This window comes from Mesorhizobium sp. M2E.F.Ca.ET.209.01.1.1 (assembly GCF_004010375.2).
Taxonomy (GTDB): domain Bacteria; phylum Pseudomonadota; class Alphaproteobacteria; order Rhizobiales; family Rhizobiaceae; genus Mesorhizobium.
In genome coordinates this window covers 386243-405306 of sequence record NZ_SADP02000003.1, presented here as the reverse complement: position 1 = coordinate 405306, position 19064 = coordinate 386243, and the positions used below count along the sequence as shown (strand labels likewise).

General features: G+C 62.5%; 19 protein-coding genes and 1 tRNA gene. 9 read left to right on the top strand and 11 right to left on the bottom strand.

Annotated features, from left to right (window positions below; translation table 11 throughout):
• Positions 1-196: 196 nt before the first annotated feature.
• The 3 genes from EN852_RS08115 to tig all read right to left on the bottom strand — a co-directional run bounded on the left by EN852_RS08115 (position 197) and on the right by tig (position 3181).
• Positions 197-577, bottom strand: coding sequence for a cytochrome c family protein (locus EN852_RS08115; protein WP_127874094.1), 381 nt, complete (start codon positions 575-577; stop codon positions 197-199).
• A gap of 364 nt (positions 578-941) precedes the next feature.
• The gene (locus tag EN852_RS08110; RefSeq protein ID WP_246694211.1) at positions 942-1505 is read right to left on the bottom strand and encodes a hypothetical protein; all 564 of its coding nucleotides are present in this window, start codon (positions 1503-1505) and stop codon (positions 942-944) included.
• A 188-nt stretch (positions 1506-1693) separates the two neighbouring features.
• Positions 1694-3181 carry a trigger factor gene (gene tig, locus EN852_RS08105; protein WP_127874095.1) on the bottom strand — a complete coding sequence of 496 codons (1488 nt, stop codon included), beginning with the start codon at positions 3179-3181 and terminating at the stop codon, positions 1694-1696.
• Between the two features lie 342 nt (positions 3182-3523).
• On the opposite strand from tig, the gene EN852_RS08100 reads away from it, so the two are divergent.
• Positions 3524-3608: transfer RNA gene (locus tag EN852_RS08100), tRNA-Leu, on the top strand.
• Positions 3609-3722: 114 nt separating this feature from the next.
• Here the strand turns inward: EN852_RS08100 and EN852_RS08095 are convergent.
• The gene (locus EN852_RS08095) at positions 3723-4304 is read right to left on the bottom strand and encodes a GDYXXLXY domain-containing protein (RefSeq protein WP_127874096.1); all 582 of its coding nucleotides are present in this window, start codon (positions 4302-4304) and stop codon (positions 3723-3725) included.
• The gene (locus EN852_RS08090) at positions 4301-5419 is read right to left on the bottom strand and encodes a DUF2157 domain-containing protein (protein ID WP_127874097.1); all 1119 of its coding nucleotides are present in this window, start codon (positions 5417-5419) and stop codon (positions 4301-4303) included. The genes EN852_RS08095 and EN852_RS08090 overlap by 4 nt, the downstream gene beginning before the upstream one ends.
• A 234-nt stretch (positions 5420-5653) precedes the next feature.
• On the opposite strand from EN852_RS08090, the gene EN852_RS08085 reads away from it, so the two are divergent.
• The 8 genes from EN852_RS08085 (at position 5654) to EN852_RS08050 (ending at position 12462) form a co-directional block, all read left to right on the top strand.
• Complete coding sequence (locus EN852_RS08085; RefSeq protein ID WP_082056373.1) at positions 5654-5794, top strand: DUF1127 domain-containing protein; 141 nt, start codon at positions 5654-5656, stop codon at positions 5792-5794.
• Between the two features lie 51 nt (positions 5795-5845).
• Positions 5846-5986, top strand: coding sequence for a DUF1127 domain-containing protein (locus tag EN852_RS08080; protein ID WP_082056374.1), 141 nt, complete (start codon positions 5846-5848; stop codon positions 5984-5986).
• Between the two features lie 398 nt (positions 5987-6384).
• Positions 6385-7794 (top strand): methylenetetrahydrofolate--tRNA-(uracil(54)-C(5))-methyltransferase (FADH(2)-oxidizing) TrmFO, encoded by a 1410-nt coding sequence (gene trmFO, locus EN852_RS08075; RefSeq protein WP_127874098.1) that lies wholly within the window; start codon positions 6385-6387, stop codon positions 7792-7794.
• A gap of 186 nt (positions 7795-7980) precedes the next feature.
• Positions 7981-8412, top strand: a complete 432-nt coding sequence (locus tag EN852_RS08070) for a PqqD family protein (RefSeq protein WP_127863567.1) — start codon at positions 7981-7983, stop codon at positions 8410-8412.
• A gap of 5 nt (positions 8413-8417) precedes the next feature.
• Complete coding sequence (locus tag EN852_RS08065; protein WP_127874099.1) at positions 8418-9494, top strand: hypothetical protein; 1077 nt, start codon at positions 8418-8420, stop codon at positions 9492-9494.
• Positions 9491-10231: a glycosyltransferase gene (locus tag EN852_RS08060; protein WP_127874100.1), complete on the top strand. Its 741-nt coding sequence runs from the start codon at positions 9491-9493 to the stop codon at positions 10229-10231. The genes EN852_RS08065 and EN852_RS08060 overlap by 4 nt, the downstream gene beginning before the upstream one ends.
• Complete coding sequence (locus tag EN852_RS08055) at positions 10232-10966, top strand: glycosyltransferase family A protein (protein ID WP_127874101.1); 735 nt, start codon at positions 10232-10234, stop codon at positions 10964-10966.
• Positions 10963-12462 carry a nucleotidyltransferase family protein gene (locus EN852_RS08050; protein ID WP_127874102.1) on the top strand — a complete coding sequence of 500 codons (1500 nt, stop codon included), beginning with the start codon at positions 10963-10965 and terminating at the stop codon, positions 12460-12462. The genes EN852_RS08055 and EN852_RS08050 overlap by 4 nt, the downstream gene beginning before the upstream one ends.
• Before the next feature lie 90 nt (positions 12463-12552).
• On the opposite strand, the gene EN852_RS08045 is transcribed toward EN852_RS08050, so the two are convergent.
• From EN852_RS08045 to EN852_RS08020, 6 genes are all read right to left on the bottom strand, one after another.
• Positions 12553-13503, bottom strand: a complete 951-nt coding sequence (locus tag EN852_RS08045; RefSeq protein WP_189400857.1) for a sterol desaturase family protein — start codon at positions 13501-13503, stop codon at positions 12553-12555.
• Entirely contained in the window at positions 13503-13928 is a 426-nt protein-coding gene (locus EN852_RS08040) for a hypothetical protein (RefSeq protein ID WP_127874103.1), read from the bottom strand. Before EN852_RS08040 ends, EN852_RS08045 begins: the two co-directional genes overlap by 1 nt.
• A gap of 81 nt (positions 13929-14009) precedes the next feature.
• Positions 14010-14858: a phytoene/squalene synthase family protein gene (locus EN852_RS08035; RefSeq protein WP_246694218.1), complete on the bottom strand. Its 849-nt coding sequence runs from the start codon at positions 14856-14858 to the stop codon at positions 14010-14012.
• Between the two features lie 18 nt (positions 14859-14876).
• Positions 14877-15266 carry an Mth938-like domain-containing protein gene (locus EN852_RS08030; RefSeq protein ID WP_095815316.1) on the bottom strand — a complete coding sequence of 130 codons (390 nt, stop codon included), beginning with the start codon at positions 15264-15266 and terminating at the stop codon, positions 14877-14879.
• 136 nt (positions 15267-15402) lie between these two features.
• A complete protein-coding gene (gene secDF / locus EN852_RS08025) occupies positions 15403-17952 on the bottom strand; it encodes a protein translocase subunit SecDF (protein WP_127863559.1) in 2550 nt (849 codons plus the stop codon).
• An 89-nt stretch (positions 17953-18041) separates the two neighbouring features.
• Complete coding sequence (locus EN852_RS08020) at positions 18042-19055, bottom strand: hypothetical protein (RefSeq protein WP_127863558.1); 1014 nt, start codon at positions 19053-19055, stop codon at positions 18042-18044.
• Between the last annotated feature and the right edge of the window lie 9 nt (positions 19056-19064).

Sequence of the window (19064 nt, the reverse complement as noted above, 5' to 3'; positions counted from 1 at the left end):
ATCGATCCCGATTTTCGGGGCATACGCCCGGTCGAAGGTGAACGTGATGGACACGCGGACGCTTGTCATACTCGGCCTTGGCATAGTTGTCCTGCTGCTGTTGGGGTTCTTCGCGCTGCCGGCTTAAACGGCGCGCGTCGCGACCTTTCAACAGTGCAACTGGCGGACGGCCAGCGATGGCGCCCGGAAGGGCCGTCTATTTGGAAAATTGCTTCAGGTAGGCGATGACGTTGGCTATGTCCTTATCATCCTTGAGGCCGGGAAATGTCATCTTCGTCCCCTTGACCATTGACTGGGGGGCGTGGAGGTAGGTCGTCAGGGTCGGCTCGTCCCATTTGACGCCGGATTTTCCAGCCGCGATCATGGCCGCGGAATAGGTGAAACCGGGATGCGTACCTGCAACCCGCCCGATGACGCCGTTCAGAGACGGACCGATCCTGTTCTGGTCCTGGTCGGCAACGTGGCAGACCTTGCATTTGGTGAAGACCTTCTCGCCCGCGGCGGCATCTTGCGCCTGCGATGGGCTTGCGAAGAAGGTCGTAGCGGACAGGACGATAAAAAGCGCTGTTGCACGCATCGCATTTCCTCCCTGATGGTCTCGTTTTGCGTCGGAACGATCGGCACCACACCGGCCCGCTTGCGTGCGCCACGCACTAGAGCGGAGGATCCCGGGCTTCTTCAGTGGAATTGCGGCACCTATATACCACAGAATCGCCCAAACGGATAGAAAAAGCCAGCTTTTGCTGAGGCTTAGGCACAATGCGATGCTCGATATCAAAGGCAAGGTGTTCGGGCGCGCCATGACGACCACCGAACTGGAAAGCCTGTAAGCATGTCTCCCGAAAGTGGGAACCGGTTTCGGGAGAAAGACACGCGTAAAATCAAAAACCTAAAGCGATGGAGCGAATATGAAAGATCGCGATGCGCTTTAGGCGGCGAGGTCAAGGTGGATCGGTTTTGCAGCTCGCGGCGATCTGGCCGATCGCTTTGGAGAGACCAGCAAGCTCGAAATCGGCCTCGCCGCGCCCCGACAGGAGGCCGAAGCGCCATGACAGCGTCAGCCGGCTCGCTGAAACCAGGCGCTTGATGCCGTCGCCCCCGTCCCTGACCAGCGTTCTGCCGCGGGGGCCGACCGACCAGCTTTCATCGGTCTTGCCGCCGTCGACAATGACTGAGATCGTGATCTTGCGGCTGGCGGAGACCGGATCCTTGAGCTGCAGCCATTCGCTCCAGCGTGGTTCGCCATCGCGCCGGCAAGCCAAGGTCAGCACCGGGCTGTAGCCCAGCGCTCCGCCCCCGGTGATCAGCTTGTTGATGGCATGCAGCGAGGCCGTTATCTGGGCGTCGCTGCCGGTGTCGACGCGCCAATCGCCAAAATCCGGCTCTGTCCGGGCGCCTCCTTCGGCCGCCGCCAAGAGGAGCGACGGGACATCCGGCTCGGCGCGAACGCTCCCGCCGATCGCCGCCAACAAGAGCGTCGCGGCAACGACTAAGCCTCTTACCATGAACCCAGCCTCACAAATGCCTCCGACCCCGCGGACGCCATCGAAAACAGATAATCTTCAACGGTTGGTATCGCCAGCGGCAGACCATCAAGACAAGTTGCGTGTGTTGCCGCGCCGCCACAATGACATAGGCCTAATGAAAAAGGCCGCCCGGAGGCGGCCTTTCGAAATTGCGGTGCTGAAACCCGTTATTCGGCTTCCTTGGCGGCCTTCTTCTTCGGCGCGGCCTTCTTCTTCGGCTCTTCCGCCTCGTCGGCGACTTCGCCCGCCTCTGCCTTGGCTTCGGCCTTCTTCGAAGCCTTCTTGGCCGGCTTCGCCTTGGTCGCGGTCTCGGCTTCCTCGTCGTCGGCCATCAATTCGTCCTTGCCGACCTTGACGTCGTTCACCGAGATCTGGCCGAGAAGATAGTCGACAACCTTCTCTTCGAACATCGGCGCCCGCAGCGCGTTGATGGCTTCCGGATTGCTGCGATAGAACTCGAAGGCTTCCTGCTGCTGGTTGGCCGGGAAGCGGCGCACCTGCTCGAACAAGCCGCGCTGCAGCTCCTCGTCCGACACGGTGACGCCGGCCTTCTCGCCGATCTCGGCGAGCACCAGACCGAGGCGCACGCGGCGCTCGGCAAGGCGCATATATTCGGCGCGCGCCTCTTCTTCCGTCGTCTCTTCGTCGGCGAAGGTTCGGCCGGCGGCCTCGAGGTCGCGGTTGACCTGTGCCCAGATGTTGTTGAACTCGGCCTCGACGAGCTTGGAGGGCGCCTCGAACGAATACGAAGCATCGAGCTGGTCGAGCAGCTGGCGCTTCACCTTCTGGCGGGTCATCGAGCCGAATTGGCTCTCGATCTGGCCGCGCACGATCTCGCGCAGGCGCTCGAGCGATTCCAGACCGAGATTCTTGGCCGTCTCGTCATTGACCTCGAGCTCGCCGGGCGCTGACACTTCCTTGACGGTGACGTCGAAGGTGGCTTCCTTGCCGGCCAGGTGCGCGGCCTGATAGTTCTCCGGGAACGTGACGGTGATCTGCTTCTCGTCGCCGGCCTTCGCGCCGATCAGCTGGTCCTCGAAGCCCGGGATGAACTCCTTGGAGCCGAGCACCAGCGGCTGGTCGGTGCCAGCGCCGCCGGCGAAGGCCTCGCCACCGATCTTGCCGACATAGTCGATGGTCACGCGGTCGCCCTCGGCGGCCTTGCCGGTCTTGGGCTCGTAGCTGCGCGCCGATTCGGCAACGCGCTTGACCTGATCGTCGACTTCCGATTCCGGCACGTCATAGACCTGGCGCGTCACCTTGATGTCGGAGAAGTCCTTGATCTCGATCGCCGGGATGACCTCGTAATTGAGGCTGAATTCGAAATCGGTGCCGCCGGCCAGGATCTTCTCGGCTTCCTTCTCGTCCTCGGTCATGATCACTTCGGGCTGCATGGCGGCCTTCTCGCCGCGGCCGGTGATGATCGAACGGGTCGAGTCGTTGAGGATCTCGTTGACGACCTCGGCCATGAACGACTTGCCGTACATCTTGCGCAGATGCTGCACCGGCACCTTGCCCGGGCGGAAGCCGTTGATGCGCACCTTGTCGCGGGCATCGGTCAGCCGAGCCATCAGCTTGGCTTCCATGTCACCGGCCGGCACGGTGATCTTGATCTCGCGCTTGAGACCGGAGTTGAGCGTTTCGGTGACCTGCATCCTAGAACCTTTGTTTTAACGATGAGACTGCCAAACGGTCCTAGCCGTTTACAGCCTGCCGGTATGATGTTGCCGGAAATGGCTTTTGGTACGGAACCTGGCGATTTGACCGCTAATGCGGTTCAAATTCTCCTGAACTACGCTTTGCCAGATGCGAATAAGTTTTTGTTTTTCCTATAGCTTTTCACATCTTGCAGAAGCGGAAACTCACGTTCCGTCACATTCGACACGCCTTTTGTCACAGGCTAGGCCAATTTTCAACTATCTTCGCGTCTAGCCGGATAAGCATGATCTGAGCCCCGACATTGACAGAATGATGGCTACATGGGATTGCCGGGATAAGCGGATGTGGCGGAATTGGTAGACGCCCTGGATTTAGGTTCCAGTGCCGAAAGGCGTGGGGGTTCGAGTCCCTTCATCCGCACCACCCTACGCTTTAGCGAGCTTCGGGTGGCGAGCCACCTGGAGCTCGCTAAAGCGTAGAGTGTCCTCCGAAGCCTTGGCGAAGGAGGACCGGCGCTGTCAGCGTTGAGCCAAGGCACTAATACAGTGGCTCCTCGACCAGCGTCTTGTCGCCGTCCATCAGCGCCTTGATCTGTGCGGTGCCGTCGGATGCGAGCGCAAGCTTGATGCCGAACGGCCGCACGCGAATATCGTCCTGGATCGTCATGCCCTCGCCTTCCGGCAGGTAGAAGCGGTCGATGCCATAGTCGGGCGCGATCGTCGCTTCCGGGTCACTAAAGCCCCAGCCCTCCACGACATGGCCGGCAATGTCCGCTTCGCCCTCGCCCGCCGGTGACGGCGCCTGGCCGAACCAGGCGGTCGTCGGCTGCCAGTAGCCGTCATCGCCCTTCCTCAGCCGGACCACGATCGATGTGTCGTCGCTGGAGAGCTTGCCTTGCGGAATGTTGGCGATCAGCTTCACGGGGATGCGCGAGATGTTGTTGTTGAGCGAGATGTAATCGCCGCGCAGAAGATCGCGCGGGTCGACCGGTTGGACCTTCAGCAGCACTTCCTTGCCGTTGCGCAGGATCGCGGCGCGGCCGGCGATGATCCAGCTGAGAAAGCCGATCTGGACAAGCGCCAGCACCAGCGCGGAGATGATCAGTTTCTTGCCGGTCATGCTGTCGCTCCTGTTCCGGCAGGCGCTTTCATGCGCTTCTCGATGCGGATGATGATCAGCGCCAGTATGCCGAGCAGCACCGCCGCCGCCAGGAAGAAGCCGGCCGTATCCAGCATCGACCTCAAGGTGACGCTGTAGATGATGGCGAGCTCGAAGGCGAAGCCGGTATAGGCCAGCCAGCGCAAGCCCCTGCTCTCGCGCCCCGCCAGCATGATTGCCGCCACGATACTGGCCAGCGCCACGATCGAAGCGACGGCAAACCCGCTGTTGTAGGTGCTTTCATCCGCCAGCTCGAACTGGATGATCGCCATGCCGGTGAGGAAGCCGAGCAATGCGTGCAAGGGCAGCCGGCCGCCGAGCTGGAGGATCCTGTCGATCGGATCGCCCGCAAAGACCGAAGCGGCAAAGAGCAGCGCTGAGGCGATGGCCAGCGACATGGCCACCGGCAGCGTCTCGCGATCCGTCGCCAGCAGAACCAGATAGAGAATGACCGACAGAATGACGAGGTGCCGCGCGGCCCGGCTGCGCGTCCAGAACGAGATGGCGAACAAGACGATCGCGACGACGATAAAGAGATGCGGGGTTTCCGCGCGCCAGTAGAAGCCGAACCCCTTGAGGACCAGCCAGGCGTCGGCAATGCCGACCGCCGCGACCGTCAGCGGGCTTGAACGCAGCGCGACTGCCGCCAGCGCCGTGCCGGCGCACCATGTCACCAGCGCCGAGGCCTCGTCGCCCGAAAGGTGGTACATCTGTCCGATCAGCGCGATCGATCCGCCGAACGCCGCCGCGGCAATGATCCACAGCGCCTCGCCGATCGCGGCATGGTCACGCGTCTTCAGCACCGCGCCACCGACATAGCCGCCGAGGATCACGACAAAAAGCGCCGCCACGCGCAACAGGCGCGGGAAGGCCTCCCAATTGGCGGCGACGAAGATCAGGATCGCCGCGCCGAACAAAAGCGCCGCCATCATCGCCAGGATGGAGCCGAAGCTCAGCGACGCGCGCTCATCGGCGGCGACATCGCGCGCCAGCGCCTCCGCCGTGGCGGGATCGATCAGCCCGATCTCCCGCCAGCGGGCGATATCCGCCTTCACCCGTGTGGCATAGCCCGCCATGCATTTCCCCCAAGCCTGACGACTTCCTTAGTCGAAACAGCCAAACCGTTGACGCAGCGGCATTTTTCGATTCGGCCTTCTTTGTGACGCAGGCGTGAGTGGTCGTTAATGTTGCATTGCACAATTTGCATTGCTGCCATGCGCCAACGGCACTTTTAAACCGATATGATCCCACTTATTTTCTGTTCGTACACAAACGGAATGATCCGAACTAAAGACGAAACGAGAACTACCATGAACCTGATCCGCAACTACCGCAACTGGCGCCGCTACCGGGAAACCGTTTCCGAGCTGAACCGCCTGTCGAACCGTGAACTGACCGACCTCGGCATCAGCCGCAGCGACATCCACTACGTCGCCCGCAAGGCGGTCTAATCCGCTTCGGACCGCAAATGGTCCGAACCAGCTTTGAAGAGAGTTAAGACAATGAACCTGATCCGTAGCTACCGTAACTGGCGCGTTTATCGCGAGACGGTTTCCGAGCTGGGTCGGCTTTCGAACCGTCAGCTCCATGATCTCGGCATCGTTCGCGATGAGATCAAGATGGTCGCCCGCAAGGCGATCTAAGCAAGGAATTTCGCCAGGGTCGACCTCCTCCCCGACCCTGACGGATACGGTCAACCTTCACCTCCTCCCGAGGGTTGGCCACTGAAACGGCGCCCGCCGGACCTCCTCCCCCGGCGGGCGTTGTTCAGAAGCGAACGCAGTTCGTCTTCTAAGCGAACGTAGTTCGTCTTCCAGGGGTTTCGCCCCCTTCTGAGACGGCGAAAGAGATTTCGTCAAAGCCGACCTCCTCCCCGGCGATGACGAATTAGGTCGATCTTCACCTCCTCCCGAGGATCGACCCCCAAAACGACACCCGCCGGACCTCCTCCCCCGGCGGGTGTTGTTGTTTTCGGCGCTAGCTTCTCGCCGTCGCCGCCCGGCAATTGCAATCGGGCCGCCAAGCGATTATTCCGACGCCCATGAGCAAAAATCCCATACACGTCGTCGGCGGCGGCCTCGCCGGCTCCGAAGCGGCATGGCAAATCGCCGAGGCCGGCGTTCCGGTCGTGCTGCACGAGATGCGCCCGGTGCGCGGCACCGACGCGCATAAGACCGACGGCCTAGCCGAGCTCGTCTGCTCGAACTCTTTCCGCTCCGACGATGCGCAGAGCAACGCGGTCGGCCTGCTGCATGCCGAAATGCGGCTGGCCGGCTCACTGATCATGAGCGCCGGCGATGCCAACCAGGTTCCCGCAGGCGGCGCGCTGGCCGTCGACCGCGACAGGTTTTCCGACGCGGTCACCGCGAAGATCGAAGCGCATCCGCTGATAACCATCCTGCGCGAGGAAATGCCTGGGCTGCCGCCCGCGGACTGGGACCAGGCGATCATCGCAACCGGTCCGCTGACGGCGCCGTCGCTGGCGCAGTCGATCGCCGAGGCGACCGGCGCCGACGCGCTTGCCTTCTTCGACGCCATCGCGCCGATCGTGCATTTCGACACGATCGACATGAACACCGCCTGGTTCCAGTCGCGCTACGACAAGGTCGGTCCCGGCGGCACCGGCAAGGACTACATCAACTGCCCGATGGACAAGGACCAGTACTTCGCCTTCGTCCAGGCGCTGCTGGACGGGCAGAAGACAGAATTCAAAGAGTGGGAAGGCACTCCCTATTTCGACGGCTGCCTGCCGATCGAGGTGATGGCCGAGCGCGGCGTCGAGACGCTGCGCTACGGCCCGATGAAGCCGATGGGCCTGACCAACGCCCACAATCCCTCGGTAAAAGCCTATGCCGTGGTGCAGCTCCGTCAGGACAATGCGCTGGGCACGCTCTACAACATGGTCGGTTTCCAGACGAAGCTGAAGCATGCCGAGCAGGTGCGCATCTTCCGCACCATTCCCGGACTCGAAAATGCCGAGTTCGCCCGCCTCGGCGGCCTGCACCGTAACACCTATATCAACTCGCCGACTCTGCTCGACCCCTCGCTGCAGCTGAAATCGCGGCCGGGCCTGCGCTTTGCCGGCCAGATCACCGGCTGCGAGGGCTATGTCGAAAGCGCCGCGATCGGCCTGCTCGCCGGCCGCTTCGCCGCCGCCGAGCGGCTTGGCCAGGCGCCCGCGCTGCCGCCGGCGACCACCGCCTTCGGCGCGCTGCTCAACCACATTACCGGCGGGCATATCGTGTCGGATGATGAGCCCGGCAAACGCTCCTTCCAGCCGATGAACGTCAATTTCGGGCTTTTCCCTTCGGTCGAAGCGCCGAAGACCGACGGCAAGCGCCTGCGCGGCAAGGACAAGACCGTCGCCAAACGTCATGCGATCACAGCGAGAGCGCTGGCCGATTGCCGCGAGTGGTTGGGACAGGCTCCCCGGACGGAAGCGGCTGCTTGATCTGGGCTGACGTCTCGCGTCCGTCCCAGCTTTTGCCACCAGGCTACCAGACCAGCGGCGCCCCCTTCACCGGCGACTACCGACCGCTCCGAACGAAGTTGCCTGGGATACTGTGACCAAGGAACGCTTCCCCCATACGGTCTCATAGTGTATCACCCCGCATTTACGGGGGCGAAGGGCGGTATAATGTCGGGCGTCGTCTTGGACGAAACAAATTTGTCGAGTGAGATCTTCGACGGTGAAGTCGTCGCGGTGAATTTTGCGACTGGCAAGTACTACGGCATGAAGGGAAGCGCGCAGCTCATCTGGGAGATGTTGCGCGAGCCCGTCGATCCCGCCATGATTGAGACGGCGTTGAGGACGGGTTATCCCGACTTGGACGATGACGACGTTGCTTCGGTGCAACGTTTCCTCGACCTCCTCGTGGAGGAAGGCATACTTCAGCCGGCCTCGCCGATCGCATCGCCAAAGCTGCCCGACATTTCCGGCCGTGCATCGTTCGTGAGGCCGGAGATGGAGATCCACACGGACCTGCAGGAACTGATTGTCCTCGATCCCATCCATGACGTGGATCCGGGCGGTGGATGGCCGCTGAGGCGGGAATTGGGGGACAGCTGATCCGAATGGTCGAAGCCGCCGTCGATTCCCCTACGGCGCCTGCAGCATTCGTCCGCCGCGTCATTGCCGACGCGAGTTTCCGGTGGTCCGAATCCGGCGCTGAGCATTGCTTTCGCCTTGGCGGGTTGACGCTGCGGCTGCGCACATGCGGAACCGCGCTCGATCCGGTCATCCTGCCGGTTCTACGCCATGCGCAAACAACGGAAGCCACCGCGGGAGACGGCTCGATCACTGTCTACGCCGTCTCGTATGAGGATGACGGCTTTGCGGCTCCGCCCGCCGAATGGCCCTTTGAAGCCGGCGAGGCCGACGCCGTCAACCGGACCGCGTGGGACGTAGAGGCCGGTGTCGCAGTCGTATCCGACGAGAGCCGTGGAATCTGGCATCTGCACGATCTGTCCACCGGCACCGGCGTCTATTGGGTCGGAGCCGCAACCGGGCTGCCGGGCTGGGAATATGGATCGCCGCTCCGCCATCACATCCATTGGGGCGCGTTGGCCACCGGCCATGCGATGCTCCATTCCGCCGTTGTCGGCGAAAATGACGCGGGCGTGATGCTCGCCGGTCCGGGAGGTTCCGGCAAATCAACGCTGACGGCTGCCGCGATTTCTTCAGGGATGCAGACCACGGGCGATGATTTCGTGCTGGTGTCGCAGTCTGGGGCAGACTGGCGAAGCCACTCGCTTTTCGACACCATGAAGCTCACTGGAATGGCGGAGACCCTCTTCAGCGAGCTTGCCGCGCAAGCGGTGAACCGGGACCGTCGCCCGGAAGAAAAGGCGCTCATCCCGATCAGCACGACGATACAGGACGCACTCGTCCCGCAAATGGCGGTGAAGGCCCTTGTCTCATGCAAACTCACCGGCCAGAATGCTTCGGTAATCCGTCCCGCTTCCCGGTTCGAGATGATCCGTGCCATCTCGCCGAGCACGTCGAAAATCTTGCGGACCGGTCACAACGAGACATTCCAGCAGGTCGCCAGCCTGTCGCGGTCGCTTCCCTGCCATGAGTTTCTGATCGGCAATGATCCGATGGAGGCGACAACCGTGCTGCGAGGGTTCCTGCGGGAACTGAGAGCATGAGCGACAGCCCAAAGATCAGCGTCATCATGCCGGTGCGAAATGGCGAGAAATACATCGCCGACGCGCTGAAAACCGTAGTCGATCAGGCGTTGCCGGTGCAGCAAATCCTGGTGATCGACGACGGCTCGACCGATCGCTCGCGCGAGATCGTCGAGTCCCTGGCCTCGCGTTTCCCGGCGATCCGTGTCCTCGACGGGCCGCGGCGCGGCCCGGGGCCAGCACGAAATGTCGGGCTACGGATCGCCGGCGGCGAGTTCATCGGCTTCCTGGATTGCGATGACCTCTGGCCGTCCGACAAGCTGTCGCTGCATCTTGCGCGCTTTGCCCGAACACCTCATATGGATGTCGTTTCCGGCTTCGTCAGCTATTTCGATCGGCAGATGACGGATGCTCCCGCGCCCGACCCAGCGGCGATAACAGAAGAACTTTTCCATGTTCATCTGGGTGCAACCCTTTATCGTCGGACGGTCTTCGAGCGGGTCGGGATGTTCGATGAAAACTTGCTTTATTCCGAAGACGTGGACCTCATGCTCCGGATTCGCGAAGCCGAAATTCCGATGACGATCCTGAACGCGGTAACCCTGTGCTACCGCCGGCACGCGGAGTCGATGACGAGCACTTATACGGCGGAAGAAAAGCGCGACTTCAACCGCGCCCTGATGTTGTCGCTCATGCGTCGGCGCAAGAGCGGCAGCACAAAGCCGTTGCCTCCCTTCAAGCATCTGATGGAGGAGTGAGTGGAAACGCCGTATTTCAGCGTCATCATTCCTGCGTGGAACGCGGCCACCACGCTTCATGAGACGCTCGACAGCATCGCGGAGCAGAACGACCTTTCGCGGCGGGAGGTTATCGTCATCGATGACGGCTCGAGCGACCGCACGGTCGAGGTTGCTCAGTGCCATGCTTCGCATCCGCGCATAGTTAGAAAGGCCAACGGGGGAGCGCCGTCCGCATTCAATGTCGGCATAAAAGCCGCCCAGGGCGCGGTTCTTGCTTTCCTCGATGCCGACGACCTCTGGACGCCCGACAAGCTGGCCTTACAGAGGGCAGCGCTGGATTCCGATTCCTCGCTGGACGCCGTGCTTGGCCACAGCGAAACCTTCGAAAGCCCGGAATACCCCGCCGAAGCCTTTCACTCTCTCCACTATAAGAAAGGCCGCTATCCGGGCTACCTGGCGAGTTCGCTTGCGGTGCAGCGAAGCACTGTCGAGCGGCTCGGCATCCTGTTCGATGAAAGCCTGCGCACTGGCTCCTTCATAGATTGGTACCGCAGAGCTATTGCCGCTGGCATGAAAATGACCATGCTGGACGAGACGGTTCATCGACGCCGCATTCGACCAGGCACGTTGTCCAGAAGGGTGGCCGTCGCCGGCGGCGCACCGGCCGGCATGGCATCCGACTTTCTTGAAATCGCACGCCGGGCGATCATGGCCAAGAGGGCTGAGGACGATGGAGAAAGAGGGGGGCAATGAGGCCTCTCTGGTATCCGTCTCTTGATCGCGCCTGGCCCACTGGCGATCACGAGCGCCTGCTGCTGGCCGCCGTGCACGTCGATCCGGGGGCGGCCGAAAGGGAACTGCGCGCCTGGATCGGCACGCACGACCTGAACGACTGCACGTTCAGCGAGCAGCGGTTGATTCTCGCCGCCTGGAACAGGCTCGGACCCGGTTTGGGGGATCTGCCGGATGCGCCGAGGCTTGCCGGGCTTCAACGGATGCTGTGGACGCGAACCATGCTTCTGATGCGAGAGTGCCAACCGGCATTCGCGGCGCTGGCTGCGGCGGACGTGCCGATGATGCTCATCAAGGGAGCCGCGCGTGCCGCTGATCCCGTTGGACGGGGTGGACGCTCGTTCCACGACCTCGATATCGTGGTCCCGAGGAACCGGCTGGGCGATGCCCTGGGCGTGTTCATTGAACTGGGCTGGGAACCGTCGAGCGGTTCCAGCGCCATGCGCATGCTGACGCTGGCAGGACGGCTGCGCAGCGTCAATCTTCACAGGGGCCGCTACGGCGACATCGATCTTCACGGCTGCATCTTTCGTCCGGGCCAGGGCAGCTTCGGCGACGATGGCCGGGTCTGGGCGCGAGCCAGATCGGTGGAGTTCAATTCGGTGGCCTGCGGACTGCCGGTCCGGGAAGACCTGGCGGTGATCGCCATCGCGAATGGCGGTCTCGACGCTCACGCCAACAGCGACTGGCTGGTCGATCTGTCCCGTCTCATCGTTGAGCCCGGTTTCGATTGGAAACTGTTTTCCGATGAGATTCTCGCCCGCGACATTGCGGTGCCGACATTGATCGCGCTTGGCTGGCTAAAAGCGCGGGCAGGCTATGCGGTTGATGCAGAAGCGATGAGACGCTTCGAGGGGGCCCTTCCCGGGTCGATGGCCGCCTGGATGGCTTTCGTTCAAGCAAGGCCCAGGCAAAGTGAGACTCCTGCCGGTGCCGCCCTTCGTTGGCTTGCAAAGACGCGTCGCAAGTCGCTTGAGCTGGCCGAGTCCGAACCACGCGGCGAGCAGAAACCGGGACCGCGCCTGAAGACGAAATTCAGCAGGGGTTTGCCTGCTGGCCAGGGCGTTCTGCGCGCCGATCTGCCTCTCCCCGATCGCGTCGGCATTTTGCGCTTGCACATCCGATTGCCGGCGTCGGTGAAATGGCGGCGTCTCGCCTTCGAGATCAACAGCGACGCCGGGCATGTTGCCGCCTTCCATGTGCGCCCGAAGCTTCCGCGCGCGGAGACCGCATTGGAGGTCTTTTGCGAAATCCAGCTTGACACTCCCCCTGGCGCGACAAGGGTCTGGCTTGAAAGCCGGCCGCTGCGATCCGCACGAATGCTGACCGAGGAGAACGCCGCGCGCTACGCCGCGCCCCGCTTTTGGCTGATCAGGTCGGAATTTCGTCCCGACGCCCCTCCGGAGGCGCTCATCGACGGCATTTCACGCAAAGACCCCGCAAAGGGGACGCGATGAAAGGCTTGCTGATCTTGTCGAAGGATGGAGCGGCTCGACTTGGCTGTCGCCGAAGGTGGTATCGCGGCAGCGCCTTCCCCTTGGCGATCGCTATTCCGCCGGCTCGGCAGTCGCAGTCGGCAGGCCAGGCTTGCCGGCCTGGGAAGGATTTCGCCTGACATAGGCCGCCTTCAGCGTCTCCGACGTGTCGCGCGAGCCGTCATGGCTCCAGCCCGGCGGCTGGATGAGGTAGTTCAAGCGCTCACGAAGCGTTAGCGCCGGCGCCAGCGCATCCCTGAACATGCCGATCCATTCGTGGAACGCCACCTTCAGCGGGTTGAAGGTGCCGATGTTCTTGACGATGCCGTAGCGCGGCCGGTCTTCCTCCAACTCCTCGACGAAGGTGCCGAACATGCGGTCCCAGATGATCAGCGTGCCGGCATAATTGGCGTCGAGATAGCGCGGATTGGTGGCGTGGTGGACGCGGTGGTGCGAGGGCGTGTTGAAGACGAACTCGAACCAACCCCACATCTTGCCGATCGTCTCGGTGTGGATCCAGAACTGCCAGACCAGGTTGAAGCCGAAGACGAAGGCGATCACCGCCGGATGGAAGCCGGCGAGCACCAGCGGTGCCTGCAGGATGAAGGTGAAGGTGAACAGTCCGGTCCAGCTTTGTCTCAGCGCCGTCGAGAGATTGTAGTGCTGGCTGGAGTGATGGTTGACATGCTCGGCCCACACCCAGCGCACGCGGTGCGCTATGCGGTGATAAACATAATAGCGCAAGTCATCGAGCAGGAAGGCAGCGACGAACACCCAGATCGACAGGCCGAGATTGAAGAAGCGGAATTGCCACAGCCACAGCAGCGCCCAATAGGACAGGACGCCGAGCAGCAGGCCGGCGACGACATTGCCGGTCCCCATCATCAGGCTGGTCAGCGTGTCGCGCGTCTCGAATGATCCCTTGGCGCGGCCGGTGCGCACCAGCCAGAGCTCGATCAGGATCGCCGCGACGAAGAAAGGAATCGCAAGCTGGGTGACCTGCGGGAAATTATACTCGTCCATCACGCCGCCTCCCGGATCCAATCGCTGGTCTGCAGGGCCGCCGCCACGGCTCGCGCATCGGCTTCGCCGGCAAAGACGAACCTGCCGCCCTTCCATGTGAAATCGTTGAGCCGCAGCGACACCGCTTTCCCTTCCCTCGTAAGCGCCAGAATGTCGTGCGGCGTGACGATGCGCGTCAGAAAGCAGTCGCCGATGCTCTGGACAATGCCGCAGCGTCGCGGGCCGAGGTCGAGAAACGCGGCATGATTGTCGGCGGTCAGCCGCACAGCGCCAGGCTTCTCATCGGGAAAATCCTCGGCAAAGCGTGCGAGCGCCTGATCGGCGCCGGCAAGCGTCGCGGTTGTCGTGCCGCCGGTGAAATGCACGGCCGCGACCGACAATGCGATGCCGAACACGACTAGGACGACAAGGACTGGCAGGCTCATGGAAACGCGGCTCCTCCGGCGGCCCGCATTTCTTTGACGCGGGTCCACGCGACAGAACCCCTAGCACGATTGACGTTTACGTCAAAGGGGCCTCCAACCCCGCATCGCGTGACGCAGGAGCAGCCAGTGCCGGCGCAGGATGGAAAGCGTCGCCGTGGCGTTGAGTGGCGACCTGCCAGCGGCCTCCATCTTGTCGAGATAGGCGCGGGTCAGCGCCAACGGCAGGAAGGCCGGCCGCAACGAAACGGGAAGCGCCGCCGCACCTTTCTCGAACGCGTTGAGATGCTCCCGCGCCAGCGCGATCATCGCCACAACCGCGCGCTCGGCGGCAGCCCCGCCCTCGCCCTTGATGAACTCTTCCGGCGTCGTGCCGGCTGCCGCAAGGATTTCTGCGGGCACGAAGCACTGGCCGCGCCGACGGTGCAGCGGCAGCAAAAGCAGCAGGCCAGTGATGGCCTGCGCGCAACCGGCCCGGCCGGCCAGTTCGGCAAAGCCTGGCGCCGCCACCGGATCGAGCATCAAGGCCGCAAGCTGGATCAGCGCTGCGGCCGTTTCGCCGCAATAGCCCTCGAGGTCGGTCCGCGACGGCATTGGATCGTCATAGAGATCGAAGATCCGCGCTTCGAGCATGTTCTCGAAAGCAGCCTTCGGAAGGTGGTGAGCGGCGATCGTCGCGCGCAACGCATCGGCGGTCGGGTGGCCTGTCCCGGCATCCCCGTCGGCTGCGATGACGTCGCGCCACCATTGCAGCCTGACCTCGCCCGGCAGCGGCTCGTGGATGCGATCGCGCACGCCGGCGATCTCGGCATTGAAGGCGTAGAGCGCAAGCAGCGCGCCGCGCTTGTCGGCCGGCGCGTAGAGCGCCGATAAATAGCGGTCATGGTCGGCGGCGCGCACCGCGTCCATGACGATGTCGCCATTGTCGACGATGTCGGGCGTGTCGGCCATTCAGTCGACGGCGATCAGCGCGGCGGCGACGGCGCGGTCTTCGGCGAGCAGAACATTGTAGGTCCGCACCGCCGCGCCCGTCGACATCGGGTCGGCGGAGATGCCGGCCTCCTTGAGCGCGGCGCGCAGCGCCGCCGGCAGCGGCCGCAAATCCTTGCCCATGCCGACCAGCAGTATCTCCACTCGGTCGGCTTCGGCGAGCAGTTTGTCGAAGTCCGAGGCCTTCAGCGCCAGCGGATCGGCAGGTTCCCAGCCATGGATGCCCGACGGCAGGACAAGCAGCGATCCGCGATGCGACATGTCCGCGAAGCGGAAGCCGCCATTGCCATAGGCCTCGATCGCCGCCTTGCCGGGGAAATGCGCCTCGCGGATGATGATGCCTTTGGCCATGGATCTAGAGCGTAACTCATCCGGCTCTAGAGCATGATCCCGGAAATTGGGAGCCGGTTTTCGGAAAAGATCATGCTCCAACAAAAGGTTAGATCAGGAGGACGGTTCAACGGAACGTCCTCCTGATCCGGCAGCGTCAGGTCGTCAGGGCCTTGCCGTTCACCGGCTTCTTCTCCTCTTCGGCAGCGGCTTGCGGCCGCAACCGGAACAGGATCAGCAGCGGCGCGGCGATGAAGATCGACGAATAGGTGCCGAACACGACGCCGAACAGCATCGCCAGCGTGAAGGAGCGAATGACCTCACCGCCGAACAGCACCAGCGCCAGCAGCGCGAGCGACGTCGTCACCGAGGTGAGCGTGGTTCTCGACAGCGTCTCGTTGATGGCGTTGTTCAGGAGCTGCGGCAGCGGCATCTTCTTGTATTTTCTGAGATCCTCGCGGACGCGGTCATAGACGACGATGGTGTCGTTCAGTGAGTAGCCTATGATGGTCAGGATCGCAGCCAGCGACGACTGGTTGAACTCCAGCCCAGTCAGGACGAAGAAGCCGATCGTCATCACCACATCGTGCACCGTGGCGACGATGGCGCCGACCGCGAACTGCCATTCGAAGCGGAACCACACATAGAGCAGGATGCCGACCAGCGCGATCAGCATGGCGATCGTGCCCTGCTTGGCGAGCTCGCCCGATACCGTCGGGCCGACCACTTCAACGCGACGGAAATCATACTGGTCCTGCAGCTCGCCCCGCACCTTGTCGATGACGGTCTGCTCGGCATTCTCGCCGGCATCCTGCGTGCCGACGCGGATCAGCACGTCGTTCGGCGCGCCGAACTGCTGCACCTGGATCTCACCGATGTTGAGCTCGGACAACCGGTTGCGGATGTCGCCGAGGTCGGCGTTGCCCTGCTTCGCCTGCACCTCGATCATCGAGCCGCCCTTGAAGTCGATGCCGTAATTGATATCGATGGTCAGGAAGCCGACGACCGAAAGCACCGACAACAGGCTGGACAGAGCGAAGGTCCAGCGGCGGATGCCCATGAACGGGATTTTCGTGCCCGGCGGAATGAAGGTGACCGGCGCACGCGGCAATTCCTTCGGGCGAGCGCGGCGCAGCCAGATCGCAACCAGCATGCGGGTGAAGGTGAAGGCGGTGAACACCGTGGTCAGAATGCCGATCGCATAGGTGACAGCAAAGCCTTTGACCGGACCGGTGCCGAGGAAAAACAGCACGACGGTCGCGATCAGCGATGTAACGTTGGAATCGACGATGGTCGCCAGGGCCTTGGAGAAGCCGGTGTCGATCGCCTGAATGACTGAGCGGCCGTTTCGTCGCTCCTCGCGGATGCGCTCATAGATCAGGACGTTGGAGTCCACTGCCATGCCGATGGTGAGCACGATACCGGCGATACCCGGCAACGTCAGCGTGGCGCCGAGCAGCGATAGCGCGCCCACGATCATCGCCACGTGGACAGCCAGCGCGATGTTGGCGAGGAAGCCAAGGAAGCCGTAGGCGACGAACATGAAGGCGACGACGAGGACCGAGCCGATCAAACCGGCCACCTTGCCGGCATGGATCGAGTCCTGGCCGAGGCCCGGGCCGACTGTGCGCTCTTCGATGATGGTCAATTTCGCCGGCAAGGCGCCGGCGCGCAGCAGGACGGCGAGGTCGTTGGCGCTCTCTGCCGTGAAGTTGCCCGAAATCTGCCCCGTGCCGCCAAGGATAGGTTCACGGATGACCGGCGCGGAGATGACTTGATTGTCCAGCACGATCGCAAAAGGTTTGCCGACATTCTGCTGGGTCGCCTGGCCGAACCGCGTCGCCCCGCGGGAATTGAAGGTGAACGAAACGACCGGCTCGTTGGTCTGCGAGTTATAGGTTGGCGTCGCGTTCGACAGGTCTTCGCCCGACACGATGACGCGGTTTTCGACCAGATAAGGAACGGGAGGATCATCCTGCGAGTAAAGAACGGAGTCGCCGGGCGGCGGTCGATTTTTCATCGCGTCCTGGACCGGCACCGACGTATCGACCATCTGGAAGGTCAGCTTGGCGGTCTGGCCGATGATATCCTTGAGCCTTTGCGGATTTTGCAGTCCGGGCACCTGAACCAGAATGCGATCGTCACCCTGCCGCTGCACGATCGGTTCCGTGGTGCCGAGCGCGTTGACGCGCCGCTCCACCACCTCGATCGCTTGTGATAACGCCGTCGATGTGCGGTACTTGATACCCGCATCCGTGACAGTGAACTTCAGCAACCCGGGCTCGGAATCATCGAGCGTCATCGACTGGACGGAACCACCGCTAAAGAGCCCGGCCGTGACCGGGTTGGTTATCGGCTTCAATGCATTCTTTGCGGCGTCGACCTGGCTCGGATCGTTGATACGCACCTGCACGGTGCGGCCCGTGCCGCCAAGGCCGGTATATTGAATCTTGGCGTCGCGCAGCAGCGTCCTGATCTCGTCGCGCGTCGTCTCCAGTTGATCCTTGATCAGATCGTTCTGGTCCATCTGGAGCAGGATGTGCGAACCGCCCTGAAGGTCGAGGCCGAGCGTCATCTGCCGCTTCGGCACCCAGCTCGGCAATTGCGCCAGCATGCTTGCCGGGAAGAGATTGGGCGCGGCAAGGATCACTGTGACGGCCACGGCGAGCCAGATCAGGATCATCTTCAGGCGCGAGAAATAAAGCATTCGTTCTTATCCGTTCAGGCGTACAAGCGGCAGCGTTCCGCCATCGGCGAGGTTGTCAGCTATGGTTATCATTCCGACCACGGCCGGCCCTATCGCGCTTCCTCGACGATTGTCAATCTCGCCGGCAGCGCGCCGGTGCGCAACAACACGGCGAATTCCTTGGCGCTCGCGGCCGTAAAATTGCCCGATATCTGCACGGTGCCATGCTCGATCGGTTCCCGGATGATAGGCGCGGAAATCACCTGATCGTCCAGAATCACCGCAAACGGCTTGCCGATATTCCGCGTGGTCGCCCACTTGAAACGTTGCGTACCTTTGGAATCGAGCCGGAATGCGACGACAAACTGTTCTGTCGAACTGTCGTGTGTCGCTTCCGCGTCCAGCACGCTGTCGCCCGAGACAAGCACCCGGTCTTCGACCAGATAGGGAACTGGTGGATCGTCGTGCGTGTAAAGCACCGTTGAACCGGCAGGCACCCGGCCATTGACTGCGTCGTCCACAAGCATCGAAGTATCGACCAGTTGGAAGCTCAGCCGGCCCTGCCGCGCAAGGGTCTGCGCCAGGCCGTGCAGATCCGCAACGCTTGGCGCTTGAACCAGTATGCCGTCATCCGTCAACTGGACCGCGGCATCGGCCACGCCAAGTTCGTTGAGGCGATTTTTGATGACCTCGATCGACTGAGCGAGCGCCGCAGAGGTCCGATATTTTGCGCCGGCATCGGTCATGGTGAACTTCAGCAAGCCAGGCTCGCTGTCGTCGAGCGCAAACTCCTGGACCGGACCTTCCTTGCCGGCAATGGGATCGATAACCGCCTTGAGCGCCACCATGGCGGCCTCAACCTGCGCGGCATCGCTGATGCGCACCTGAACCGTAGGGCCGGATACAACAAGGCCGTTATAGTTGATCCTCGGTTCGGCGTCGCGAAGCAGCGTCCTGATCTGATCCCGCATTGCTTCCAGCCGGCGGCTTCTTACCTGGTCCGTATCCAGGTGAAGCAGAACATGTGCGCCCGGCACCGATGCAAAAACAGCCGGCGCGCCGAAGACCATCGAGACCAGGGCAAGCCCGATCAAAACGATCTTCAGGCGCGAAAGATGGACCATATGTTGCCG